General features: G+C 61.8%; 19 protein-coding genes. 12 read left to right on the forward strand and 7 right to left on the reverse strand.

The genetic code is table 11. The annotated features are described in order from the left end of the window. Positions 1-53 precede the first annotated feature (53 nt). Both HZ99_RS14890 and rarD read left to right on the forward strand, forming a co-directional pair. Positions 54-1,028 carry a serine/threonine protein kinase gene (locus HZ99_RS14890; protein WP_038443914.1) on the forward strand — a complete coding sequence of 325 codons (975 nt, stop codon included), beginning with the start codon at positions 54-56 and terminating at the stop codon, positions 1,026-1,028. 178 nt (positions 1,029-1,206) lie between these two features. Beyond that, on the forward strand, positions 1,207-2,091 hold the full coding sequence (rarD, locus tag HZ99_RS14895; protein ID WP_038443916.1) for an EamA family transporter RarD: 885 nt from the start codon (positions 1,207-1,209) through the stop codon (positions 2,089-2,091). Between the two features lie 222 nt (positions 2,092-2,313). Here rarD and HZ99_RS14900 read toward each other — a convergent pair whose 3' ends face one another. Continuing rightward, positions 2,314-2,832 (reverse strand): glycine cleavage system protein R, encoded by a 519-nt coding sequence (locus HZ99_RS14900; protein WP_038443918.1) that lies wholly within the window; start codon positions 2,830-2,832, stop codon positions 2,314-2,316. 524 nt (positions 2,833-3,356) lie between these two features. Here HZ99_RS14900 and HZ99_RS14905 point away from each other — a divergent pair. Then, a complete protein-coding gene (locus HZ99_RS14905; RefSeq protein ID WP_038443920.1) occupies positions 3,357-5,534 on the forward strand; it encodes a malate synthase G in 2,178 nt (725 codons plus the stop codon). Between the two features lie 188 nt (positions 5,535-5,722). Here the strand turns inward: HZ99_RS14905 and HZ99_RS14910 are convergent, their stop codons facing one another. Continuing rightward, on the reverse strand, positions 5,723-6,169 hold the full coding sequence (locus HZ99_RS14910; RefSeq protein ID WP_038443922.1) for a response regulator: 447 nt from the start codon (positions 6,167-6,169) through the stop codon (positions 5,723-5,725). Between the two features lie 246 nt (positions 6,170-6,415). Between HZ99_RS14910 and HZ99_RS14915 the strand changes: the two genes are divergently transcribed. The 8 genes from HZ99_RS14915 (at position 6,416) to HZ99_RS14950 (ending at position 15,433) form a co-directional block, all read left to right on the forward strand. Further along, complete coding sequence (locus HZ99_RS14915) at positions 6,416-8,338, forward strand: putative nucleotidyltransferase substrate binding domain-containing protein (RefSeq protein ID WP_038443924.1); 1,923 nt, start codon at positions 6,416-6,418, stop codon at positions 8,336-8,338. Next, positions 8,335-9,042: a PolC-type DNA polymerase III gene (locus HZ99_RS14920; RefSeq protein WP_038443927.1), complete on the forward strand. Its 708-nt coding sequence runs from the start codon at positions 8,335-8,337 to the stop codon at positions 9,040-9,042. The genes HZ99_RS14915 and HZ99_RS14920 overlap by 4 nt, the downstream gene beginning before the upstream one ends. 184 nt (positions 9,043-9,226) lie before the next feature. Then, the gene (locus HZ99_RS14925; protein WP_038443929.1) at positions 9,227-9,745 is read left to right on the forward strand and encodes an RNA polymerase sigma factor; all 519 of its coding nucleotides are present in this window, start codon (positions 9,227-9,229) and stop codon (positions 9,743-9,745) included. Further along, positions 9,742-10,722 carry a FecR domain-containing protein gene (locus tag HZ99_RS14930; RefSeq protein ID WP_038443931.1) on the forward strand — a complete coding sequence of 327 codons (981 nt, stop codon included), beginning with the start codon at positions 9,742-9,744 and terminating at the stop codon, positions 10,720-10,722. Before HZ99_RS14925 ends, HZ99_RS14930 begins: the two co-directional genes overlap by 4 nt. Before the next feature lie 137 nt (positions 10,723-10,859). Continuing rightward, on the forward strand, positions 10,860-13,289 hold the full coding sequence (locus HZ99_RS14935) for a TonB-dependent siderophore receptor (protein ID WP_038443933.1): 2,430 nt from the start codon (positions 10,860-10,862) through the stop codon (positions 13,287-13,289). Positions 13,290-13,360: 71 nt separating this feature from the next. Further along, positions 13,361-14,464 carry a PepSY-associated TM helix domain-containing protein gene (locus HZ99_RS14940; protein WP_038448084.1) on the forward strand — a complete coding sequence of 368 codons (1,104 nt, stop codon included), beginning with the start codon at positions 13,361-13,363 and terminating at the stop codon, positions 14,462-14,464. Then, a complete protein-coding gene (locus HZ99_RS29250) occupies positions 14,461-14,640 on the forward strand; it encodes a hypothetical protein (RefSeq protein ID WP_038443935.1) in 180 nt (59 codons plus the stop codon). The genes HZ99_RS14940 and HZ99_RS29250 overlap by 4 nt, the downstream gene beginning before the upstream one ends. 163 nt (positions 14,641-14,803) lie before the next feature. Beyond that, entirely contained in the window at positions 14,804-15,433 is a 630-nt protein-coding gene (locus tag HZ99_RS14950; protein WP_038443937.1) for a glutathione S-transferase family protein, read from the forward strand. Between the two features lie 157 nt (positions 15,434-15,590). On the opposite strand, the gene creD is transcribed toward HZ99_RS14950, so the two are convergent. Genes creD through HZ99_RS14970 form a run of 4 tightly spaced genes read right to left on the reverse strand, consistent with a single transcriptional unit; the run spans position 15,591 to position 19,692 of the window. Beyond that, positions 15,591-16,964 carry a cell envelope integrity protein CreD gene (gene creD, locus HZ99_RS14955; RefSeq protein WP_038443938.1) on the reverse strand — a complete coding sequence of 458 codons (1,374 nt, stop codon included), beginning with the start codon at positions 16,962-16,964 and terminating at the stop codon, positions 15,591-15,593. Between the two features lie 51 nt (positions 16,965-17,015). Further along, positions 17,016-18,455: a two-component system sensor histidine kinase CreC gene (gene creC / locus HZ99_RS14960; protein WP_038443939.1), complete on the reverse strand. Its 1,440-nt coding sequence runs from the start codon at positions 18,453-18,455 to the stop codon at positions 17,016-17,018. Then, positions 18,455-19,132 (reverse strand): two-component system response regulator CreB, encoded by a 678-nt coding sequence (gene creB, locus HZ99_RS14965; protein ID WP_038443940.1) that lies wholly within the window; start codon positions 19,130-19,132, stop codon positions 18,455-18,457. Before creB ends, creC begins: the two co-directional genes overlap by 1 nt. 59 nt (positions 19,133-19,191) lie before the next feature. Further along, entirely contained in the window at positions 19,192-19,692 is a 501-nt protein-coding gene (locus HZ99_RS14970; RefSeq protein ID WP_038443942.1) for an ATP-dependent zinc protease, read from the reverse strand. 174 nt (positions 19,693-19,866) lie between these two features. Between HZ99_RS14970 and HZ99_RS14975 the strand changes: the two genes are divergently transcribed. Then, on the forward strand, positions 19,867-20,754 hold the full coding sequence (locus HZ99_RS14975; RefSeq protein ID WP_038443944.1) for an acyltransferase: 888 nt from the start codon (positions 19,867-19,869) through the stop codon (positions 20,752-20,754). Here HZ99_RS14975 and HZ99_RS14980 read toward each other — a convergent pair. Then, a complete protein-coding gene (locus tag HZ99_RS14980) occupies positions 20,751-21,320 on the reverse strand; it encodes a DUF2780 domain-containing protein (RefSeq protein WP_038443946.1) in 570 nt (189 codons plus the stop codon). The two genes, HZ99_RS14975 and HZ99_RS14980, sit on opposite strands and share 4 nt — an antisense overlap. Positions 21,321-21,400: the final 80 nt, after the last annotated feature.

The following is a 21,400-nucleotide window of genomic DNA, read 5'->3' on the forward strand; positions in this document are numbered from 1 at the left end:
GTGCGCTACCATACCCGGCCGGACGCAGCGACCTGCTGCGCGCAGGAGTTCGCATGGCCCACCCGTTTGAAACATTGACCCCCGACCTGGTTCTCGATGCTGTCGAAAGCATCGGCTTTCTCAGCGACGCCCGCGTATTGGCGCTCAACAGCTACGAAAACCGCGTGTATCAGGTTGGCATCGAAGACGGCGAGCCACTGATCGCCAAGTTCTACCGGCCCCAACGCTGGACCCAGGAAGCGATTCTCGAAGAACACCGTTTCACCTTCGAACTGGCCGAGTGCGAAGTCCCGGTCGTGGCGCCGATGATCCATAACGGCGAAAGCCTGTTCGAACACGCGGGCTTCCGTTTCGCCCTGTTTCCCCGTCGGGGCGGCCGGGCGCCGGAGCCGGGCAATCTCGATCAGTTGTACCGCCTCGGGCAGTTGCTCGGCCGTTTGCATGCGGTCGGTGCCACCCGCCCCTTCGAACATCGCGAAGCCCTGGGGGTGAAGAACTTCGGCCATGACTCCCTGAACACGTTGCTTGAAGGCAACTTCATTCCCAAAAGCCTGTTGCCCGCCTACGAGTCCGTGGCCCGCGACCTGCTCAAGCGCGTGGAAGATGTGTACAACGCCACGCCGCATAAAAACATCCGCATGCATGGCGACTGCCACCCCGGCAACATGATGTGCCGCGATGAGATGTTCCATATCGTCGACCTCGACGACTGTCGCATGGGCCCGGCCGTGCAGGATGTGTGGATGATGCTTGCCGGTGATCGCCAGGAGTGCCTGGGGCAGTTGTCGGAGTTGATGGATGGCTACCAGGAATTCCACGACTTCGATCCTCGTGAGCTGGCGTTGATCGAACCCCTGCGCGCCCTGCGCCTGATGCACTACAGCGCCTGGCTGGCGCGACGCTGGGATGACCCGGCGTTCCCCCACAGCTTCCCGTGGTTCGGTAGCGAGCGGTATTGGGGCGACCAGGTGCTGGCGCTACGCGAGCAATTGGCGGCACTCAACGAAGAGCCCCTGAAACTCTTCTGACCCTGTAGGAGCCTGCTTGCCGGCAATGACGTCCTCAACGGCCCCACCCAACCCGAGGGGCCCCGCCGCCGGCAAGCCGGCGCCTACAAGTTTTGCGCTGATTGCGTTTTCAGCACACATTTCCTGACAAACATCCTTACAATTGCAGCATTGTTAGCTGCCTAAGCAAGGATTTTGCATGCAAGCCGCCAACCCGCGTCGCGGGTACATCCTGGGCCTGAGCGCCTACATCATCTGGGGCCTGTTCCCCCTCTACTTCAAAGCCATCGCCAGCGTGCCGGCCGCCGAAATCATCGTCCACCGCGTACTGTGGTCGGCGCTGTTCGGCGGTTTGCTGTTGCTGGTGTGGAAACACCCTGGCTGGTGGCGCGAACTGCGGGACAACCCCAAGCGCCTGGCGATCCTGGCCTTGAGCGGCTCGCTGATCGCGGGCAACTGGCTGACCTATGTGTGGTCGGTCAACAGTGGGCGCATGCTGGAAGCCAGCCTGGGTTACTACATCAACCCACTGGTCAACGTCCTGCTGGGCATGCTGATCCTCGGCGAACGCCTGCGGCGCCTGCAATGGGTGGCCGTGGCACTGGCTGCCGTGGGTGTGGCGCAACAGGTGTGGCAGGTAGGGAGTCTGCCGTGGGTATCCCTGGTGCTGGCGCTGACCTTTGGTTTCTATGGCTTGATCCGCAAGCAGGCGCCGGTGAAGGCGCTGCCCGGCCTGGTGGTGGAAACCTGGATGCTGGTGCCGATTGCCCTGGCGTGGCTGTTGCTCAACCCCACCGCCCATAGCGCCAATATGGCGTTCTGGAGCACATCCGAGGCCTGGTGGCTGGTGGCGGCGGGCCCGGTGACCTTGATCCCGCTGGTGTGTTTCAACGCGGCGGCGCGGCACTTGCCGTATACCACGCTCGGCTTCCTCCAGTACCTGGCGCCGACCCTGGTGCTGCTGCAGGCAGTGCTGCTGTTCGACGAACACATGACCCCCGCCAGCCTGGTGGCGTTCGTGTTTATCTGGGCTGGGCTGGCGGTCTATAGCATCGATGCGTGGCTCAGCCTGCGCAAGCGCTGATCAAATAACGAACAAACCTCTGCAAGCCACGGCGTGCGTGGCTTGCAGGGTTTCACCCCAAGGTTATCCACAACCTGATCCCCGGCGTTTGTGCACAAGCCGTTGAAATTGCTCGTTTTTTGCTCAGTTCACGGCAAAGCCCGGCCGGCGTGGCCTGGCGTCAGGTCTCTACAGGTTATCCACAGGCCCATGCAAGATTTCCATGAACAACCCTGTGGGCAGTCACTCCTCACTGCGCAGTTGCAATTCCACCATTAGATCGTCGGCCAGGGTCTCCAAGGCGGCTTGCAGCGTGTCCAGCGCCAGGCTGGCCGGAACTGCCAGCGCAGCTTCGGCGTGAAACAACGGGTCGCTGCTCATGGGTGCCGGGCGCACGTCGGTACTCAGGCGCTCCAGGTTGACCCCTTGCTTGCTCAACAGCGCGGTGATCTCGCGCACGATCCCCGGCCGGTCATTGCCCACCAGGGTCATCAGGATCGGCTTGCTTGCCGATGCCTGCGCGCCACCGCTTTCACCCACCAGTACACGGATACCCTGGGTGGACAGGTCCTCCAGGGCGCTGACCAGTTCACTGCGGTTTTCCATCGGCACGCTGACCCGCAGGATCCCGGCAAACTGTCCGGCCATATGGGCCATGCGACTTTCCAGCCAGTTACCACCGCGCTCGGCAATGCAGTGGGCAACACGTTCAACCACGCCGGGCTTGTCGGCAGCGATGACGGTGAGTACGAGATGGTCCATGGCAACAGCCCTCTTGTTGTGGATTAGCCAGTATAGGCAGACGAGCTCATGTAGGCGCCGGCTTGCCGGCGATGGGGCCCTCGGGTTCGGTGGCGTCGTTGAGGATGCCATCGCCGGCAAGCCGGCGCCTACATGGGCCGTGTGGCGGCGAAGAAAAACAAATCGTGTACCATTTTTATATTTATCTGGAACAATCTATTGGTTTTTTGAGAACATCCCATACCCCGCTGTGACCGTACAACCAAAGTGGGTCGCTAAACGACGTATTTAGTCTAATTTTCACAACCGCAACTCATCATGTAGTATGCCTCGACGCGCACTACATAACGTTAGGTCGATGTCTGCCCAGGCGCCGTCATAACCCCGAACACCCCGTCAGCAAGCCTTGCGCCGTTGATTGGAACCACCCAGCCGCCGTTGATGGCATGTACTGGTGCCTTGGGTTTGTGGTTTAAATGGCCAAAGGCTTCATTGGTAAATTGAAAAGCTGAAAAGCGAATTAGCTCCGCAGAGTGAGGCAAGCAATGACTGAACACGTTCAAGTCGGTGGCCTGCAGGTCGCCAAAGTCCTGTTCGACTTCGTGAACAACGAAGCCATTCCCGGTACCGGCCTGACCGCCGACCAGTTCTGGGCCGGCGCCGACAAGGTCATCCACGACCTGGCACCGAAGAACAAAGCCCTACTCGCCAAACGCGACGATTTCCAAGCGCGGATCGATGCCTGGCACCAGACCCACGCCGGCCAGGCCCACGACGCGGTGGCCTACAAAGCCTTCCTGCAAGACATTGGCTACCTGCTGCCAGAAACGGCTGATTTCCAGGCAACCACACAAAACGTCGATGACGAAATCGCCCGCATGGCCGGCCCTCAGCTGGTGGTGCCGGTGATGAATGCGCGGTTCGCCCTCAACGCCTCCAACGCCCGCTGGGGCTCGCTGTACGACGCGCTGTATGGCACCGACGCCATCAGCGAGGCCGACGGCGCCGAGAAAGGCCAGGGCTACAACAAAGTACGGGGTGACAAGGTGATCGCCTTCGCCCGCGCCTTCCTCGACGAAGCCGCACCGCTCACCGCCGGCAGCCATGTCGACGCCACCGGCTACAAGATCGTCGATGGCAAGTTGGTGGTCAGCCTCAAGGGCGGCAGCAACAGCGGCCTGCGCAGCGACGCCCAACTGATCGGCTACCAGGGTGATGCCACCCAGCCAATCGCCATCTTGTTGAAGCACAACGGCCTGCACTTCGAAATCCAGGTCGACGCCAGCACCCCGGTCGGCCAGACCGACGCGGCCGGCGTCAAAGACATCCTGATGGAAGCCGCACTGACCACCATCATGGACTGCGAAGACTCCGTCGCGGCCGTCGATGCCGATGACAAGGTGGTGATCTACCGCAACTGGCTCGGCCTGATGAAGGGCGACCTGGCCGAAGAAGTGGCCAAGGGCGGCAAGACCTTTACCCGTACCATGAACGCCGACCGTACCTACACCGGTGTCGACGGCAATGCGGTGACCCTGCATGGCCGCTCGCTGCTGTTCGTGCGTAACGTGGGCCACCTGATGACCATCGACGCCATCCTCGATGCCCAGGGCAATGAAGTACCCGAAGGCATCCTCGACGGCCTGATCACCAGCCTGGCGGCGATCCATAGCCTCAACGGCAACAACAGCCGCAAGAACAGCCGCACCGGCTCCGTGTACATCGTCAAGCCGAAGATGCACGGCCCGGAAGAGGCTGCCTTCACCAACGAACTGTTCGGCCGTATCGAAGACGTGCTGGCCCTGCCGCGCAATACCCTCAAGGTCGGGATCATGGACGAGGAGCGCCGCACCACGGTCAACCTCAAGGCCTGTATCAAGGCCGCCAGCGAGCGCGTGGTGTTTATCAACACCGGTTTCCTCGACCGTACCGGCGACGAAATCCACACCTCCATGGAAGCGGGCGCGATGGTGCGCAAAGCCGCCATGAAGGCCGAAAAATGGATCGGTGCCTACGAGAACTGGAACGTCGATATCGGCCTGAGTACCGGCTTGCAAGGCCGCGCACAGATCGGTAAAGGCATGTGGGCGATGCCCGACCTGATGGCCGCCATGCTGGAGCAGAAGATCGCTCACCCGCTGGCCGGGGCCAACACCGCATGGGTACCGTCGCCGACAGCGGCAGCGTTGCATGCGCTGCACTATCACAAGGTTGACGTGTTTGCCCGCCAGGCCGAACTGGCCAAGCGCGAGCGCGCTTCGGTGGACGATATCCTGACCATTCCCCTGGCGCAGAATACCGATTGGGCCGAGGAAGAAATCCGCAACGAACTGGACAACAACGCCCAGGGCATCCTCGGTTATGTCGTGCGCTGGATCGACCAGGGCGTGGGTTGTTCGAAAGTGCCGGATATCAACGATGTGGGCCTGATGGAAGACCGCGCCACCCTGCGTATCTCCAGCCAGCACATCGCCAACTGGCTGCGCCATGGCGTGGTCAGCGAAGCCCAGGTCATGGAAAGCCTCAAGCGCATGGCGCCGGTGGTGGATCGGCAGAATGCCGGGGACGCGCTGTACCGTCCTTTGGCCCCGGACTTCGACAGCAATATCGCGTTCCAGGCAGCGGTGGAGTTGGTGATTGAAGGAACCAAGCAACCTAACGGGTACACCGAGCCGGTGTTGCATCGTCGGCGTCGGGAGTTCAAGGCCAAGAATGGTCTGTGACTGAACCCTGAAACATAAAAAAGCCCCGGTCGTGAGACCGGGGCTTTTTCTTGGGGGGTTGCAACTGGACCGTGCTGGAGGCACCGCAGGCAAGCCAGCACCTGCATTTGACCGAGTTGCCGGCTGGGGCTGCAATCGAATGTGGGAGCTGGCTTGCCTGCGATAACGCCAGCCCAATCACCACAGGATTAAGAAGCCATCCCCAACTCGCGCTTGACCATCCTCGCCAACTTCACGCTATCAATGGGCTTGAGCAGAAAGTCCACCACGCTCAAATGCATGGCGTCGATCACATCCGGCGCTTCGGCATCCCCGGACATGACGATGATCGGCAAGGCCGCGCGGGTGGACTCACGCACCTGGCGAATCAATTCCAGGCCATTGCTGGGGGCCATGCGCAGGTCGGTGATCAACAGCCCGATGGAAGTGCTCGATTGCAATAACTCCCACGCTGCCTCACCACTGTCTGCCGTCATGCACCGAATGCCGTCCAGCCCGAGAATTTCTGCCAGCAGTTCCCGGGCGTCTTTATCATCATCGACGATCAGTACCCGCTGCGGCGGTAAGTCCGGCTCCAGCATCACGGCGCTCAGCGCCTCGCGCTCGGCATCACTCAAAATATCTTGGTCGGGCATAGGTTTCTCGGCAGTTCTTCGCTCAATCTCCCAGCACAGTAGTCAGACATCGCCGGAAGGGCGAACAATGTGCACTTCGTCGGATAGTTTTCCTAGTGGGCGTTCTACGGGTCTGGACGATATTCATGTAAGGTTTTTCCTTAGTCATCGACGGCCTTATAGCTACCTAGACTTACGTCCAATGGGCACCCGTCGCGTGGGGGTCGACCATGAGGGACGATAACGACAAAAACTGCGGTCATGGTTATGAGTAAAGCTGATGCTTTCACCCAGGCAGGAAAAACTGCGGTGTTGCAGAACATTCACGGCACCCTGCAATTTCTGCAACGGTTCCCTCCCTTCAACCAGATGGAAAACGCCCACCTGGCGTTTCTGGTGGAGCAGTGCCAATTACGCTTCTACGGCCCCGGCGAGAGTATTCTCAAGCCGTCGGCAGGCCCGGTGGAGCACTTCTATATCGTCAAGCAGGGGCGCGTGGTCGGCCAGCGCCCTGACTCGACCGAAACCACCTTCGAAATCGCCACCGGAGAATGCTTTCCCCTGGCCGCCTTGCTGGGGGAGCGGGCGACCCGTACCGAGCACAAGGCCGCCGAAGACACCTTCTGCCTGCAATTGAACAAACCGGCGTTTATCAAACTGTTTGCCCTGTCCGGGCCGTTCCGCGATTTTGCCTTGCGCGGGGTCAGCAGCCTGTTGGATCAGGTCAACCAGCAAGTCCAGCAGAAAGCCGTGGAGAACCTTGGCACCCAGTATTCGCTCAATACTCGCCTGGGCGAGTTGGCCATGCGGCACCCGGTGACGTGCAGCCCACTGACGCCACTGCGTGAGGCGGTCACGCTGATGCATGAACAGCAGGTTGGCAGCATCGTAGTGGTCAATGAACACAAGGCGCCCCTGGGGATTTTCACCTTGCGTGACCTGCGCCATGTCGTGGCCGACGGCATCAGCGACTTCACCCAGGCCATCGAACGCCATATGACCCAGGCGCCATTTTTTCTCAGCCCGGATCACAGCGCCTTTGACGCGGCGATTGCCATGACCGAACGGCACATCGCCCATGTGTGCCTGGTCAAGGATCGGCGCCTGTGTGGCGTGGTGTCCGAGCGTGATCTGTTTTCCCTGCAACGGGTGGACCTGGTGCACCTGGCCCGCACCATTCGCAATGCGCCGCGGGTGGAAAACCTGGTGGCGATCCGTGGCGAGATCGGCCAACTGGTGGAGCGCATGCTGGCCCACGGCGCATCCTCGACCCAGATCACCCATATCATCACCCTGCTTAACGATCACACGGTGTGCCGGGTCATCGAACTGAGCATCGCCGACAAGGGCGACCCCGGCGTGCCCTTCAGTTGGCTGTGTTTCGGCAGCGAAGGCCGCCGCGAGCAGACGCTGCATACCGACCAGGACAACGGCATCCTGTTCGACGCCCGGGACGCCGCCCAGGCCGCCGAAATTCGCGGCCTGCTGCTGCCGCTGGCACAGCAGATCAACCAGAGCCTGGCGCTGTGCGGCTTTACCCTGTGCAAGGGCAATATCATGGCCGGCAACCCCGAGCTGTGCCTGTCCCGCGCCGAATGGGCCCGGCGCTTTGCCGCGTTTATCCGCGAGGCTACGCCGCAGAACCTGCTCAAATCCAGCATCTACTTCGATCTGCGAGTGGTGTGGGGCGATGAACAGGGCTGCGAGCAACTGCGCCAGGGCATGCTTGCACAGGTCGAGGACAATCGCCTGTTCCAACGGATGATGGCCGAGAACGCCTTGCGCCAGCGCCCACCCGTGGGGCGTTTCCGTGACTTCGTGCTCACACGCAACGGCTCGGACAAGGCCACCCTGGACCTCAAGGTACAGGGCCTGACGCCGTTCGTAGACGGTGCACGCCTGCTGGCCCTGGCCAATGGGATCGCTGCCAACAACACCCTGGAGCGCCTGCGCCAACTGGTGGACAAAGAGGTGATCGAGCGCCTGGACGGCGCGGCCTATGAAGAGGCCTACCACTTTATCCAGCAAACCCGTATGCAGCAGCATCAGTTACAGACCCGCGAGAACCAGCCGTACTCCAACCGGGTCGACCCCGACAGCCTCAACCACCTGGACCGGCGCATCCTGCGCGAATCCCTGCGCCAGGCGCAGCGCCTGCAAAGCAGCCTGGCCCTGAGGTATCAACTGTGAGCCTGTTCAGTTGGCTGCGCCCTCCCCGGCCGGGGCTGGATGAGCATCAACAAGCGCGGCGGCAACAACTGCCAGCGCCCGGCGTGCTCGGCGACACTACCCTGCGCGACCAGCGCTGGGTGGTCCTGGACCTGGAAACCAGCGGCCTGAACCTCAATCGCGACCAGGTGCTGTCGATTGGCGCGGTGGTGATCGAAGACGGTGCCATCGACTTCTCCCAGCAATTTGAACGCACCCTGCTGCGGGCGCAAACCAAACTCAGCCCCAGCGTATTGATCCACGGCCTCGGCCCCAGCGCGATCGCCGCCGGTTGCGATCCAGCCGAGGCGTTGCTGGACTTCATGGACTTTGTCGGCGACAGCCCGCTGCTCGCGTTCCATGCGCCGTTCGACCAGCACATGCTCGGCCGGGCGCTCAAGGACAGCCTGGGTTACCGCCTGGCCCATCCGTTCCTTGATGTGGCGGACCTGGCGCCGCTGCTGTGCCCTCAAGCGCATATTCGCGAAGCGGGACTGGATGACTGGATCGCCCACTTCAACCTGCAAGTCGGTGAACGCCATCACGCCAGCGCCGATGCCCTGGCCACCGCTGAGTTGATGTTGATTCTGTTCAGCCGCGCCCGCCAGCAAGGGCTCGACAGCCCCGCAGCGTTGCAACAGCGCCTGAGCCAGTGGAAACGTCGCCAGCAAGCCCCGTCCTTCTAACCCCCCCTTGTAGGAGCCAGCTTGCCGGCGATGAGGCCCTTGAGTCTTACTCTGACATAAACCGGTGCCATCGCCGGCAGGGTTGTGGTGCCATCATCCGACCAACGCCAATTGCGCAGCCTCATCGCCTCTGCCACAATCGCGAATAATTCTCGTTATTTTAAACTTGCCGATTGGTGATGCCTTGTCGTCAGCCCAAAGTCCCCACCGTGAGCTTGTTGGCACGTTGTACCGTGACCATCGCGGCTGGCTGCTGGCATGGCTGCGACGCAACGTGGCCTGCCCAAGCCGGGCCGAGGACCTGAGCCAGGACACCTTCATGCGCCTGCTGGGCCGTGAAGAACTGCGCGAACCCCGCGAGCCCCGGGCGTTTCTGGTAGCCATCGCCAAGGGCCTGCTGTTCGACTATTTTCGCCGCGCCGCCCTGGAACAGGCCTACCTCACCGAATTGATGCTGATCCCGGAAAGCGAACACCCTTCCCCGCAAGAACAACACCTGATCCTCGAAGACCTCAAGGCCATCGACCGCCTGCTGGGCAAACTCTCCAGCAAGGCCCGCGCCGCCTTCCTCTACAACCGTCTCGATGGCCTGGGCCACGCCGAAATCGCCCAGCGCCTGGGGGTTTCCGTGCCCCGCGTGCGGCAGTACCTGGCCCAGGGCATTCGCCAGTGCTACATCGCACTGTATGGCGAGCCCCTGTGACTCAGGCCAGTTCCAAACCGGTTTCGGCACGAGTGCTGGATGCTGCGATTGCCTGGCAACTGTCCCTGGATTCCGGGGATCGCAGCGCCGTGGAGCAGGAAGAATTCAATAAATGGCTGGCCAGCAGCGATGAGCACGCCCGCGCCTGGCGCCAACTGGGCATGCTCGACCAGCGCTTCAGCGTGGCCAGCGGCCCGGCACGGGCAGCGCTCCTGCAATCGCGGGAAAGTATCCGCCGGCGGGTGCGCAAGCTCGGCAGCGGGCTGGCCAGTGTGGTGCTGGTCTGCGGCCTGGCGCTGTTCGCCGGCCAGCGCTACGTGCCCATCAACTATTGGCTGGCCGACCAACGCACCGCCACCGGCGAACAGCGCACGCTGAAACTGGCGGATGGCACGCTGATCAACCTCAATACCCACAGTGCCATTGACGTGCGCTTTGACGAAAAACGCCGGGTGATTGTGTTGCAGGACGGCGAGATCCTCGTAGAGACCGGCCATAACGATGCCCGCCCCTTTATCGTCGAGACCCGCGACGGCAGCCTGCGCGCCCTGGGCACACGGTTTATCGTCAAGCGCGAGGACGACGGTACGCGGCTCAGCGTATTGCAGTCGGCCGTTGCAGCGCAGCCCGAGGCGTTGCATCAGGAGCAGGTGTTCAAGGAAGGCCAGCAGGTGTTGATGCGCCATGACGGCCTCGGCCCATTGCTGGCCGTTGCCCCCGGCACCGACGCCTGGACCCGCGGCATGCTGGTGGTGGACAACGCGCGGCTGGGGGACGTGGTCGAAGAACTCGGTCGCTACCGCACCGGCTACCTGGGTGTGGATAAAAACGTGGCAGACCTGCGGATTACCGGCAGTTTTCCGTTGCAGGACACCGACCTGGCCTTGAATGCCCTGCTGCCAACGTTGCCCGTCCAGATCCAGCAACGTACACCGTGGTGGGTGACGGTGGTACCAAAGGTCGCGGGTAACCCTTAGGGCCCTATCGCCGGCAATGAGGCCCTTAAAGCCCCCTATTTCCCCAGACAAAAAATATTTTCACCTCGCCCTATCACTTTTTGATTCTCGCTCGGCACACAGGCAATTGAGAAATATTTCCATTCAGGAGCCGCCCTATGTCCCGCACGCTAGACACCTTGTTGCGCCCCAGCCTGTTGGCCGTGGCCATCGCCCTCACTGCCCCGCTGGCCAGCACTGCGCTGATCGCCGCCGAGCAGGCGTCCAGCGTACGGGCCTACAACCTGCCTGCCGCGCCCCTGGCCAGCACCCTGAACCAGATCGCCAGCCAGGCCGGCCTGGCACTGACCCTCAACCCAGCACTGGCAGCCGGCAAGACCTCGGCCCCGGTCAAGGGCCAGTTCGATGCCCAGGGTGCATTGCGCGAAGCCTTGCGCGGCAGTGGCTTGCAGCTGGAGCAAAGCAGCGCCGGGACCTTCACCCTGGTGGCCATTCCGGAGGGGGTTGTAGCGCTGCCGGAGACCAACATCACCGGGCAGGGCGATTTTGAAAGTGCATGGGGCCCGGTGGAAGGTTATGTCGCTACGCGCACGGCGGCTGGCACCAAGACCGATACAGCCCTGGTAGAAGCACCGCGCTCGATTTCCGTTGCCACCCGCCAGCAAATGCAGGACCGCAACGTCCAGAACCTGGATGACGCGGTCAAATACATGCCCGGCATTGTTTCCGCCAGCTACGGTAGCGACACCCGCTATGACTGGATGCGTGTACGTGGCTTTGAACCCACGCACTTCCTCGACGGCCTGCCATTGCCGCGCGGCGTGTACGCCAACCCGAAAGCCGAAACCTGGAACCTTGACCGCCTCGCCCTGCTGCGCGGCCCGGCCTCATCGGTCTACGGCCAGACCCCGCCGGGCGGCCTGCTGGATATGGTCAGCCGGCGTCCCAGCGCAGAGTCGAGCAATGCCATCCAGGTGCAGTACGGCAGCGACAACTACCGCCAGATCAACTTCGCCAGCACCGGCAAGATCGATGATGACGGTCAGTTTCTTTACGGCCTCAGCGGCGTGGTGCGCGACGCCGGCACCCAGGTCGATCACATCGACAACAAACGCTACAACATCGCGCCGAGCCTGACCTGGAACATCGATACCGACACCAAGCTGACCCTGCTCTCGCAATTCACCCGTGACGATACCGGCGCTACCAGCCAGTTCCTGCCGATCGTGGGCACCAAGATCAGATCGCCTCTGGGCAAGGTGTCGCACCACAAGAACCTGGGCGACCCGGACTACGAGTTCTACGACCGCACTTACTATGCAATGGGCTACGCCTTCGAGCACCGTTTCAACGATACCTGGCAGTTCAAGCAAAACCTGCGCTACACCAAGTCGGAGCTGTCGTTCCAACAACTGACCGTGGGTGCCTATGCCTGGTCCCCGGTAGATGCGGCTGGCAACATCAGCCGCTCCTCAACCAATGTGGACGAGGACATCGCTCAGTTTGCAGTGGACAACAATTTCCAGGCTGACTTCGCTACCGGCAACATCAACCACACGGTGCTGATCGGCCTGGATCACCAGCGTACCGACTCCTCCTATCTGTCTATTTTCGGCACTGCGGGGACCGTTAACATTTACAAACCGGTTTATGGGCAGCCCATTGAGCGTCCGGCGCGCAAGGACGCGTTCTATGACTACGACCAGAAAACCGTACAGACCGGCCTCTATGTGCAGGACCAGATGGCCCTGGACAAGTGGCGCCTGACCCTCGGTGGCCGTGAAGACTGGGTGCACCAAGGCACCACGTACCTCAACAAGAGCGACGCGACCAACACCGACCGCAGCAAGAACTTCAGTGGCAACGCGGCGCTGAGCTATGTGTTCGACTCAGGTTTTGTACCGTACCTTTCCTATGCCGAGTCATTCCAGCCAGCGAGTAACGCCAGCGTCGACCCGGTCAAGTCGTACAAACCTACCGAAGGCAAGCAATGGGAACTGGGGATCAAGTACCAGCCACCCGGCAGCAACACTCTCCTTAGCGCAGCGGTTTACGACCTGACCCAGAAAAACGTACTGGTTACCCGGTTCGGCTCGGCTGGCGAGTCGATCACCGACCAGGCCGGCGAAGTGAAGGTCAAGGGTCTGGAGCTGGAAGCGGTGTCTGACGTGACCGAGAACCTCAAGGTCATCGCCGCCTACACCCTGGCCAAATCCGAGGTGCAGACCGGTATCTACAAAGGCAACCGCCTGCAACTGATGCCTAACCAACAAGCCTCCCTGTGGACCGACTACACCTGGCACGACGGTGTGCTCGACGGTTTCGGCATTGGCGCGGGTGCCCGCTATACCGGCAATACCTATGGTGACCAAGGCAACACCTGGCTGGGCAAGGCCGATGCCTACACCGTGTTCGATGCCTCCGTGCATTACGACCTTGGCCGCCTCGACAACAGCCTCAAGGGCGCTTCGGTGAAGTTGAACGCCACCAACCTGTTCGACAAGCAGTACATCTCCACCTGCGATGCCTCTTATTGCTACTACGGCGATCAGCGCAGTGTCGTCGCCAGTGCCACCTATCAGTGGTAATGCACTGAGTTAACCTGCTCCACAGCCAGGCCGCCCCGATGGGCGGCTTTGGCTTGCCTGAAGGCTATGAAATGAAAAGCACAACCATCCGCCGCTGGTCCTTCATCCATACCTGGACCAGCCTGATCTGCACCGTGTTCCTGCTAATGCTGGCGCTGACCGGCCTGCCGTTGATCTTTCACCACGAGATCGATCACCTGCTGGGCAACGAGCCCGAGCTCAAGCAGATGCCGGCCGATACGCCGCAGCTCAACCTTGAGCAACTGGTGGCCAAGGCCCAGGCCCATCGCCCTGGCGAAGCCATGCAGTACCTGGCCTGGGATGAAGACGACAAGAACGGCGTGATTGCAATCATGGCCGCCACCGCCGGCACCGAGCCGAACGCGTCCCATACCTTCATGCTCGACGCGCGCACCGGCGAAAGTGTGGAGATGCCCTCGGCCAATGGTGGCTTGACGATGTTCCTGCTGCGCCTGCACGTGGATATGTTCGCCGGCCTGCCGGGCAAGTGGCTGCTGGCGTTCATGGGGGTGCTGTTTGTACTGGCGATTGTTTCCGGCACGGTGTTGTACCTGCCATTCATGCGCCGTTTGAAGTTCGCCACGGTGCGCCAGGACAAGTCCACGCGCCTGCGCTGGCTGGACCTGCATAACCTGATTGGCGTCGTGACCCTGACCTGGGCGCTGGTGGTTGGCGTCACGGGGGTGATTAGCGCCTGTGCCGACCTGATCATCGCCGCCTGGCGCAATGACAGCCTCACCGCGATGATCGAGCCCTACAAAAACGCGCCGCCGCTGACCTTGCGTGCGCCGGCCACCGACCTGCTGAAAATCGCCGAACAGGTCGCGCCGGGCATGACACCCGATTTTATTGCGTTCCCCGGTACGCGCTTTTCCAGCGAGCACCATTACGCGGTGTTCATGAAAGGCAGCACGCACCTGACTTCGCACCTGCTGACGCCGGTGCTGATCGACGCCAGCGACCTGAGCGTCACCGCCGTGGCCGAACGGCCGTGGTACATGGACGCCATGGGCATGTCCCAGCCCCTGCACTTTGGCGACTACGGCGGCATGCCGATGAAAATCCTCTGGGCCGTGCTGGATGTGCTGACCATCATCGTGCTGGGCAGCGGCGTCTACCTGTGGCTGGTACGGCGCAAGGCGGCCCAGTCATGAGGCCACGGCAGTCGAATTTCTGGAAAGTGTTCGGGATTCCGCTGGGGATCGGCTTGCTCAGTGCTGCGGGGTTGTTTGCGGCGCTGTTGGGGGATGGGGTTTGGGATTCCCTTAGCTGGCTGGGGCTTGGGATACCTGCTGTCATCGGCGTCCGGGGCTTGATGCGGCGGTCGTGAGGACGCCATCGCAGGCAAGCCAGCGCCCACAATTTGATGTGTGAACACCGTCAAATGCAGGCGCTGGCCTGCCAGCGATGAGGCCCGCAAAAACAACCAGATCCCCCTCGCCAGTCACCTCGCAACTGTCTAGGCTATGGTCGACCTTTTCCGAGGATTACCCATGTCCGCGCCCAGCATGACGCTGTTCCAGCACCCCGCTTCGCCGTTTGTCCGCAAAGTCCTGGTTCTGCTCCACGAAACCGGCCAGCAAGACCGGGTCGCCCTGGAGACCGTGTTGGTCACGCCGGTCAACCCGGTCCCCACGCTGAACGAAGGTAACCCGGTCGGCAAGATCCCGGCCCTGCGCCTGGCCGATGGCAATGTGTTGCACGACAGCCGCGTGATCCTCGATTACTTCGACCACCAGCACGTCGGCAACCCGCTGATCCCGCGTGACGGCTCGGCCCGCTGGCGGCGCCTGACCCTGGCCTCGATCGCCGACGCGGTCATGGATGCGGCCGTCCTGATACGCTACGAAACCGCCCTGCGCCCGGCGCAGAAGCAGTGGGAAAGTTGGCTGCAAGAACAGCGCAACAAGATCCGCCGTGCCCTGGCCGAGCTGGAACGGGACGCTATCGCCGAGTTGGCCTGCCATTTCGACATCGCGTCTATCAGCGTCGCCTGCGCCTTGGGTTACGTGGATTTCCGCCACCCCGGCCTGCAGTGGCGCTCAAGCAATCCCAAGCTGGCGGCCTGGTACGCCGAGGTCAGCCAGCGGCCTTCGATGCTGGCGACTCAACCTGCGGCCTGATCCGTACCCTCCCTGCAGGAGCGAGCAGGCTCGCGAAGGTATTCCGAGGGGGATGCACTTTTTTCGCGAGTACGCTTGCTCCTTCGGGGGGCGGGGAGACAGGCCACGATCATCGCCAGCAACTCGCCCCTCTCCCGCCGATCTTCCCGTAACCCGATCATTGCACCGCCTCCAGCTCAAATGCCAATGGCTCGGCTGCCTTGCGCTTGCCTACGCCATACCAGTCCAGTTTGCGCGTCAACACCATCACCGTGCCCAGCAGCCCGAACACCAACAGCGAGCCCATCAGCAGCGCGTAATCCTCGGCACTCAACAGCCCGTACAACAAGCCATACAGCGCTGCCAATCCTGCCGAAAACCCCAGGCCGTGGGCCACGTTGCGCAGCACATGGCACACATAAAAGCCGATCAGCAACACACAGGCACTGGCCGAGATCAGGTACGCCAGGGCAAAGCCGATATGCTCAGACAGCGACAACAACAGCAGGTAGAAAAACGCCAGGGCCATCCCCACCAACGCGTACTGGATCGGGTGCACCGCCAGGCTCTTGAGCACTTCGAACAGGAAGAAGCCGGCGAACGTCAGGGCGATAAACAGCAGCGCATATTTGATCGCGCGATCGCTCTTGAGGTACTGGTCCACTGGGTCGATGAAGTTCACGCCAAAGCTGCGCTCGTTGAAGTCATCGCAGCGGCTGCCGACTACGCAGCCGTACAGCGACTCTTCAAGGTTGGTGGAGAAAAACGACGTCTGCCAGTTGGCGGTAAAGCCTTGATCAGTGATATCGCGCTGCACCGGCAGGAAGTTGCCGACAAAGCTGGGATGAGGCCAGTTGGAGGCCAGCGTGACCACACTGGTCTTGCCCACCGGCAGCACTTGCAGTTGTTCGGTACCTTGCAGGCGCAGGTCGAACGCGAAGTCCAGCGGTGCAGGGTTCTTGCTGTCCTGGGCGGGCAGCGGGACATGCACCCCGGCGCCAAGAAAACTCACTTGGGTGCCCGGGGCAAACTCCAGGCGCTGGCTGCCCAGCTCCAGCTTCAGGGCGTTTTCAATCCCGCGGATGTCGCTGATACCCACCGCGAGGAACGCCTGCTCGAACGTATAATCGGCAAAATTTTCCTTGATCCCCATCTGCGCCGGCAGCACAAAACGGCCACTGATGCGGTTGTCAGCATGGAACAGCCGCGCCTGATAAATCCCCCGCGCCCGCAGTTCGGTCTGCACCTTGCCGTCGAGTTCGAAATGCTCCGGCAGGAAGTACAGGCGGCCTTGCTCTTCGCTGAGCACTTCATAGCGTTTGTTCAGTTTTTCATTGAGCTTCCACTCACGCACAATCTTGCGATACGGCACCACCATCAACGGCCCACTCACCTGCTGGCTGTAGCTGGAGCTGCGGGCAATGTCCATCAGCACGCCGTCGCGCAGGGCCTGGCGGTCGTTGATGATGCCGTTGATCATCAACAACGGAATCAGCAATAGCAGGATCAGCAGCGCGATGGCGCCCAGTTTGAATAGCAGGCTGCGGTTCATGGGTCTCTCCCGGTTTTGATGGGGAGAGTCTGGCCACGGCCTGTGGGCGATTTATGAGGGTAATGTGGAGACTGTGTGGAGATGCAGCACCACTTGCACCCCACCCGGCACGTTGCCGATCTGCAATGAGCCGCCGTGCAACTTCACCACTTCTTCGACAAAGTTCAGGCCCAGGCCCGTACTTTTTCGCCCGCTGGCCGGGCGTGGCAACGAATAGAAGCGCTCGCTCAGGCGTGGCAGGGCGTATTCGGGGATCGGCTCGGCCTGGTTGAACAGGCGCACCTCGACATCCTGATCCCGCCGCTGGGCGCTGAAGCGCAGGGTGCCGCCGTACGGCGTAAAGTCCAAGGCGTTTTCCAGCAGATTGCCCAGGGCCTGGCGCAGCAGAAACGGCTCGCCATAGAGCTTTACGTCAGCCTCGATCAGCCGCTCGACCTGCAACCCGGCCTGCTCGATCCGTGCGCATTGCGCCTTGAGGACTTCATCCACCAAGGCGGCCAAAGGCACCGGGGTCTGCTGCTCAAGCCCCTGGCGTTGCTCGACCTGGGCCAGGTTCAACAGACGCTCGATCAACTGCTGCAGGCGCGCGCTTTCGCTGGCGATATTGCCGACAAACCGTTGCTGCTGGGCAGGCGTCATCTCCCCCTGCAACAACTCCGCCGCACCACGAATCGCAGCCAACGGGCTTTTCAGTTCGTGGGTCAGGGTATGTACATAACGCTCGACATAAGCCTTGCCTTCCAGTTGCGTGCGCATGTGCTCCACCGCGGTGGACAATTGCGCCAGCTCGCCACCGCGATAGTGTGGCAACTCGGCACGCCGGCCTTCGCTGACGGCTTGGGCATAGAGGGTCAGGCGCCGCAGTGCAGCACTCAGCCACCACGACAACAGCGCCCCCAGCAACAGGCCCAGCGCCACCAGGCCAGCCCCGTACCACAGCAGACGGCGCTCGGTACGGTCGACATAGGGTTGCAGCGAACTGTTGGGCTTGGCCACGGTGACCGCGCCGATGATCTGCCCGTTATCACGGATCGGCGCGCCAACGTGCATCACCGACGAGGCCGGGTCATTGGCATCGCTGCGGGTCGAGCGGGCGCCATACTCGCCGCGCAGGGTCAGGTACACATCGTTCCATTTCGAATAGTCCTGGCCCACCGCTTCACCCGTGGAATCCAGCAGCACAATGCCCTTGGCGTCAGTGACATAGATACGGTGATTGACCTGATTCTTCGCCAGCCCCCAGATCGTTGCGCCGGGCTGGCGGTCGCCATAGGCCTTGAGCACGGTCGGCCAGTGGCTTTGGCCGAGGGTGCCGTTCTTCACCTCGTCACGCAGGATTTCCGCCAGCAGGTTGGCGGTGTCCACCAGGGTTTCCTCGGTGGATTGACGCACGCCGGGGCGGATTTCCTTCATCACCGTGTTAAGCACAAAGTAGCCGGTGAGGCCGATAAACAGCGCATACACCAGGAAAATCCGCAGCCCCATGCGCATCAGGCGTGGCTCGGGCTGTAGCTGTAGCCCAGGCCCCGATGGGTCTGGATCGGCTCGGCATCGACGGCCACGCCCCGCAGTTTGCTGCGCAGGCTTTTGATATGGGTGTCGATATTGCGCTCGTAGCCGGCATCGGCGGCCACGCCGACCGCATCCAGCAGTTGCTCGCGACTGAAGACCCGTTCGGGCTGCTCCAACAGGCAGTTGAGCAAGCGGAACTCATGCCGCGTCAGGCCCAACAGTTGGCCGCGATACTGGATCTGCACCCGCTCATGGTCCACCTGGAACAGCCCGCCGCTGGCCGGCGCTGCAACCGGCGCGACACGCTTGAGGATCGCCTTGACCCGCGCCGCCACTTCCCGTGGGCTGAAGGGCTTGACCACATAATCATCCGCGCCGATTTCCAGGCCCACCACGCGGTCGATTTCACCGTCGCGGGCACTGAGGAACATTACCGGCACTTCACTGAAGCGGCGCAGTTGCTTGCAGGTTTCAAAGCCGCTGATGTCTGGCAGGCCGATGTCGAGGATCAGCAAATCCGCCGGGGTTTGCCGCTGATGCTCCAGCGCCGCCTGGCCGAGGGTCAGCCAGGTGGTGGTGAAACCCTCGCCTTGCAGGGCAAAAATCAGCGTATCGGCTATCGCCGCTTCGTCTTCGACAATCAGGATATGGGGCATGGCGTCCGGGCACAGGGGAGCTAAAGGTGAACGGTGCCCCATGCCTTATGCCGCGTCAATCAGCAGTCGGGCTTGTCGGCGGTGTAGCGGCGGGCCGGGTTCACCGCGGCGCCAAACTCGCGCAGGGCCTTGGCGCCGATCAGCAGCGGGTAGTTGAAGCTGCTGCGATCGGTAAGGTTGACCTCCACCGTGCGCTTGACGTTGCCCAGGCACATTTGCAGCTCCACCACCGGACGCTTGGCCACGCTGGTTTCTTCGCCGTCGTCATCTTCGTCGGCGCGGTTCTTGATCTTGCTGATGCGTGCCACTTTATGTTCGTAGACCTTGTTGCCCGCATCCTTGGCGCTGAGACGGAAGCGCACCCAGTCCTCGCCATCGCGGGTGAAGGTCTCTATGTCGCGGGCCGACAGCGAAGCCGTCAGCGCGCCGGTGTCCATCTTGGCCTTGAAGGTCTCGCCGATTTCCGGCAACTGGATGTATTCGTAGCGCCCGTAGAGGGTCGGCTCGGCGGCCATGACTGGCAGCGCAACAACGGCGAGCAGGGCAAGGAGGGATTTCACGAGAGAGGTTTCCTTGAAGTAGGTAGGCCAATACTAGACTGCAAACACGGGCCAAAGTTGGATCGGGCCGAGCATACTCAACACAAAGTGAAACATTCGTCAGGCGATTTGCAATTTGGCCTCTAGACTCAAGCTGCTTATCATGGCCCGTCCACCCGCTTGCAAGAGTTCCTTATGCGCCGCCTGCTCACCGGCTGTTTCGTCACACTGCTGCTGTTACTCAACACGCTGATCCTGATCGGCCCCCTGCTGGTCTTCGCCCTGCTCAAGCTGGTGGCGCCCGGACGTTCGCGCGACTATGCCTCCCGGGCCGTGATGTGGATCGCCGAAACCTGGGCCGAGATCGACAAGTTGATCTTCGCCCTGTGCATTCCCACCCAATGGGATATTCGCGGCGACACCGGGTTGCAGCGCGACACGTCGTATCTGGTGATCAGCAATCATCAATCCTGGGTCGATATCCCGGCGCTGATCCAGACCCTCAACCGGCGCACGCCATTCTTCAAGTTCTTCCTGAAAAAGGAACTGATCTGGGTCCCGTTCCTGGGCCTTGCCTGGTGGGCCCTGGATTACCCGTTCATGAAGCGCTACAGCAAGGCGTTCCTGGCCAAGCACCCGGAGCTGGCGGGCCAGGATTTGAAGATCACCAAGGAGGCCTGCGAGTTGTTCAAGCGCCAGCCGGTGACGGTGGTCAACTACCTGGAAGGTACGCGCTTCAGCGAGGCCAAACGTGCCCTGCAAGGCTCACCGTTCACCCGACTGCTCAAGCCCAAGGCCGGTGGCGTGGCGTTTGTACTGGCGGCGATGGGCGAACAGCTGGATGCGATCCTCGACGTGACCGTGGTGTACCCACAGGAGAAGATTCCAGGGTTCTGGGATTTGATCAGCGGCGCGGTGCCCCGCGTGATTGTCGATATCCGCACCCGCGAGCTGGATCCAGCGCTGTGGCAGGGGGATTACGAGAATGATCCGGCGTTTCGCCAGACCGTCCAGAACTGGGTCAACCAGCTCTGGATGGAGAAGGATGCGCGCATAGCCCAACTGCGCGCCGAACGCTCTTAGCTGCCGGTGCCCCAGGCCTGGGCCAGCTTGCCCAGCAGCGAGCTGTTGGCGCCCTGGCCACCCAGGTACTGCAGGATCACCGGGGCAAACTGGCCGATCATGCCGCTGTCCATGCCCAGGGCGCTGAACGCGGTGTTCAGGTCGTTGGTGTCCTTGACGTTACCCAGAAGGCCATCGAGGCCACTGGTCTTGCTGCCGCCGGTCTGGCCGAGCATGCCGCTCAGGGCCCCGAGGCTGCCCAATGCGTTGCTGCCAGACAGCTTGTCCAGGCCCGGTACGCTTTTGCCCAGTTGCGAATAGTCGCTGCTGCTGAGCTGATTCTTGGCCAGCCCCAACATCGCCCCCGTGCCGCCTACCGCCTGCTCTGGCGTGACATTCAACTGTTTGGTCAGTGCGCCCAGCAAGCCGGCGGTTTCTGTCGTCGGCGCAGCAGCGGCGGCCTTGTTGGTGCCCTGGGCACCGGCCACGGCGTTGGCCACATCGCCCAGGCTGAAGCCTGCTGCAAATACCGGGCTGGCGGCCACGGCCAGGAGGCAGGACAGGGCAAAACCGCGTGAAATCTTCATGGGGACAACCTCTAGAATTAGGAGCTAAAGCAGTCGTTGGACTCAGCATCCAACCGGTTGTTCCACGTCACAGATTTGTT

Origin of the sequence: Pseudomonas fluorescens (assembly GCF_000730425.1) — a bacterium.
Taxonomy (GTDB): Bacteria; Pseudomonadota; Gammaproteobacteria; order Pseudomonadales; family Pseudomonadaceae; genus Aquipseudomonas; species Aquipseudomonas fluorescens_X.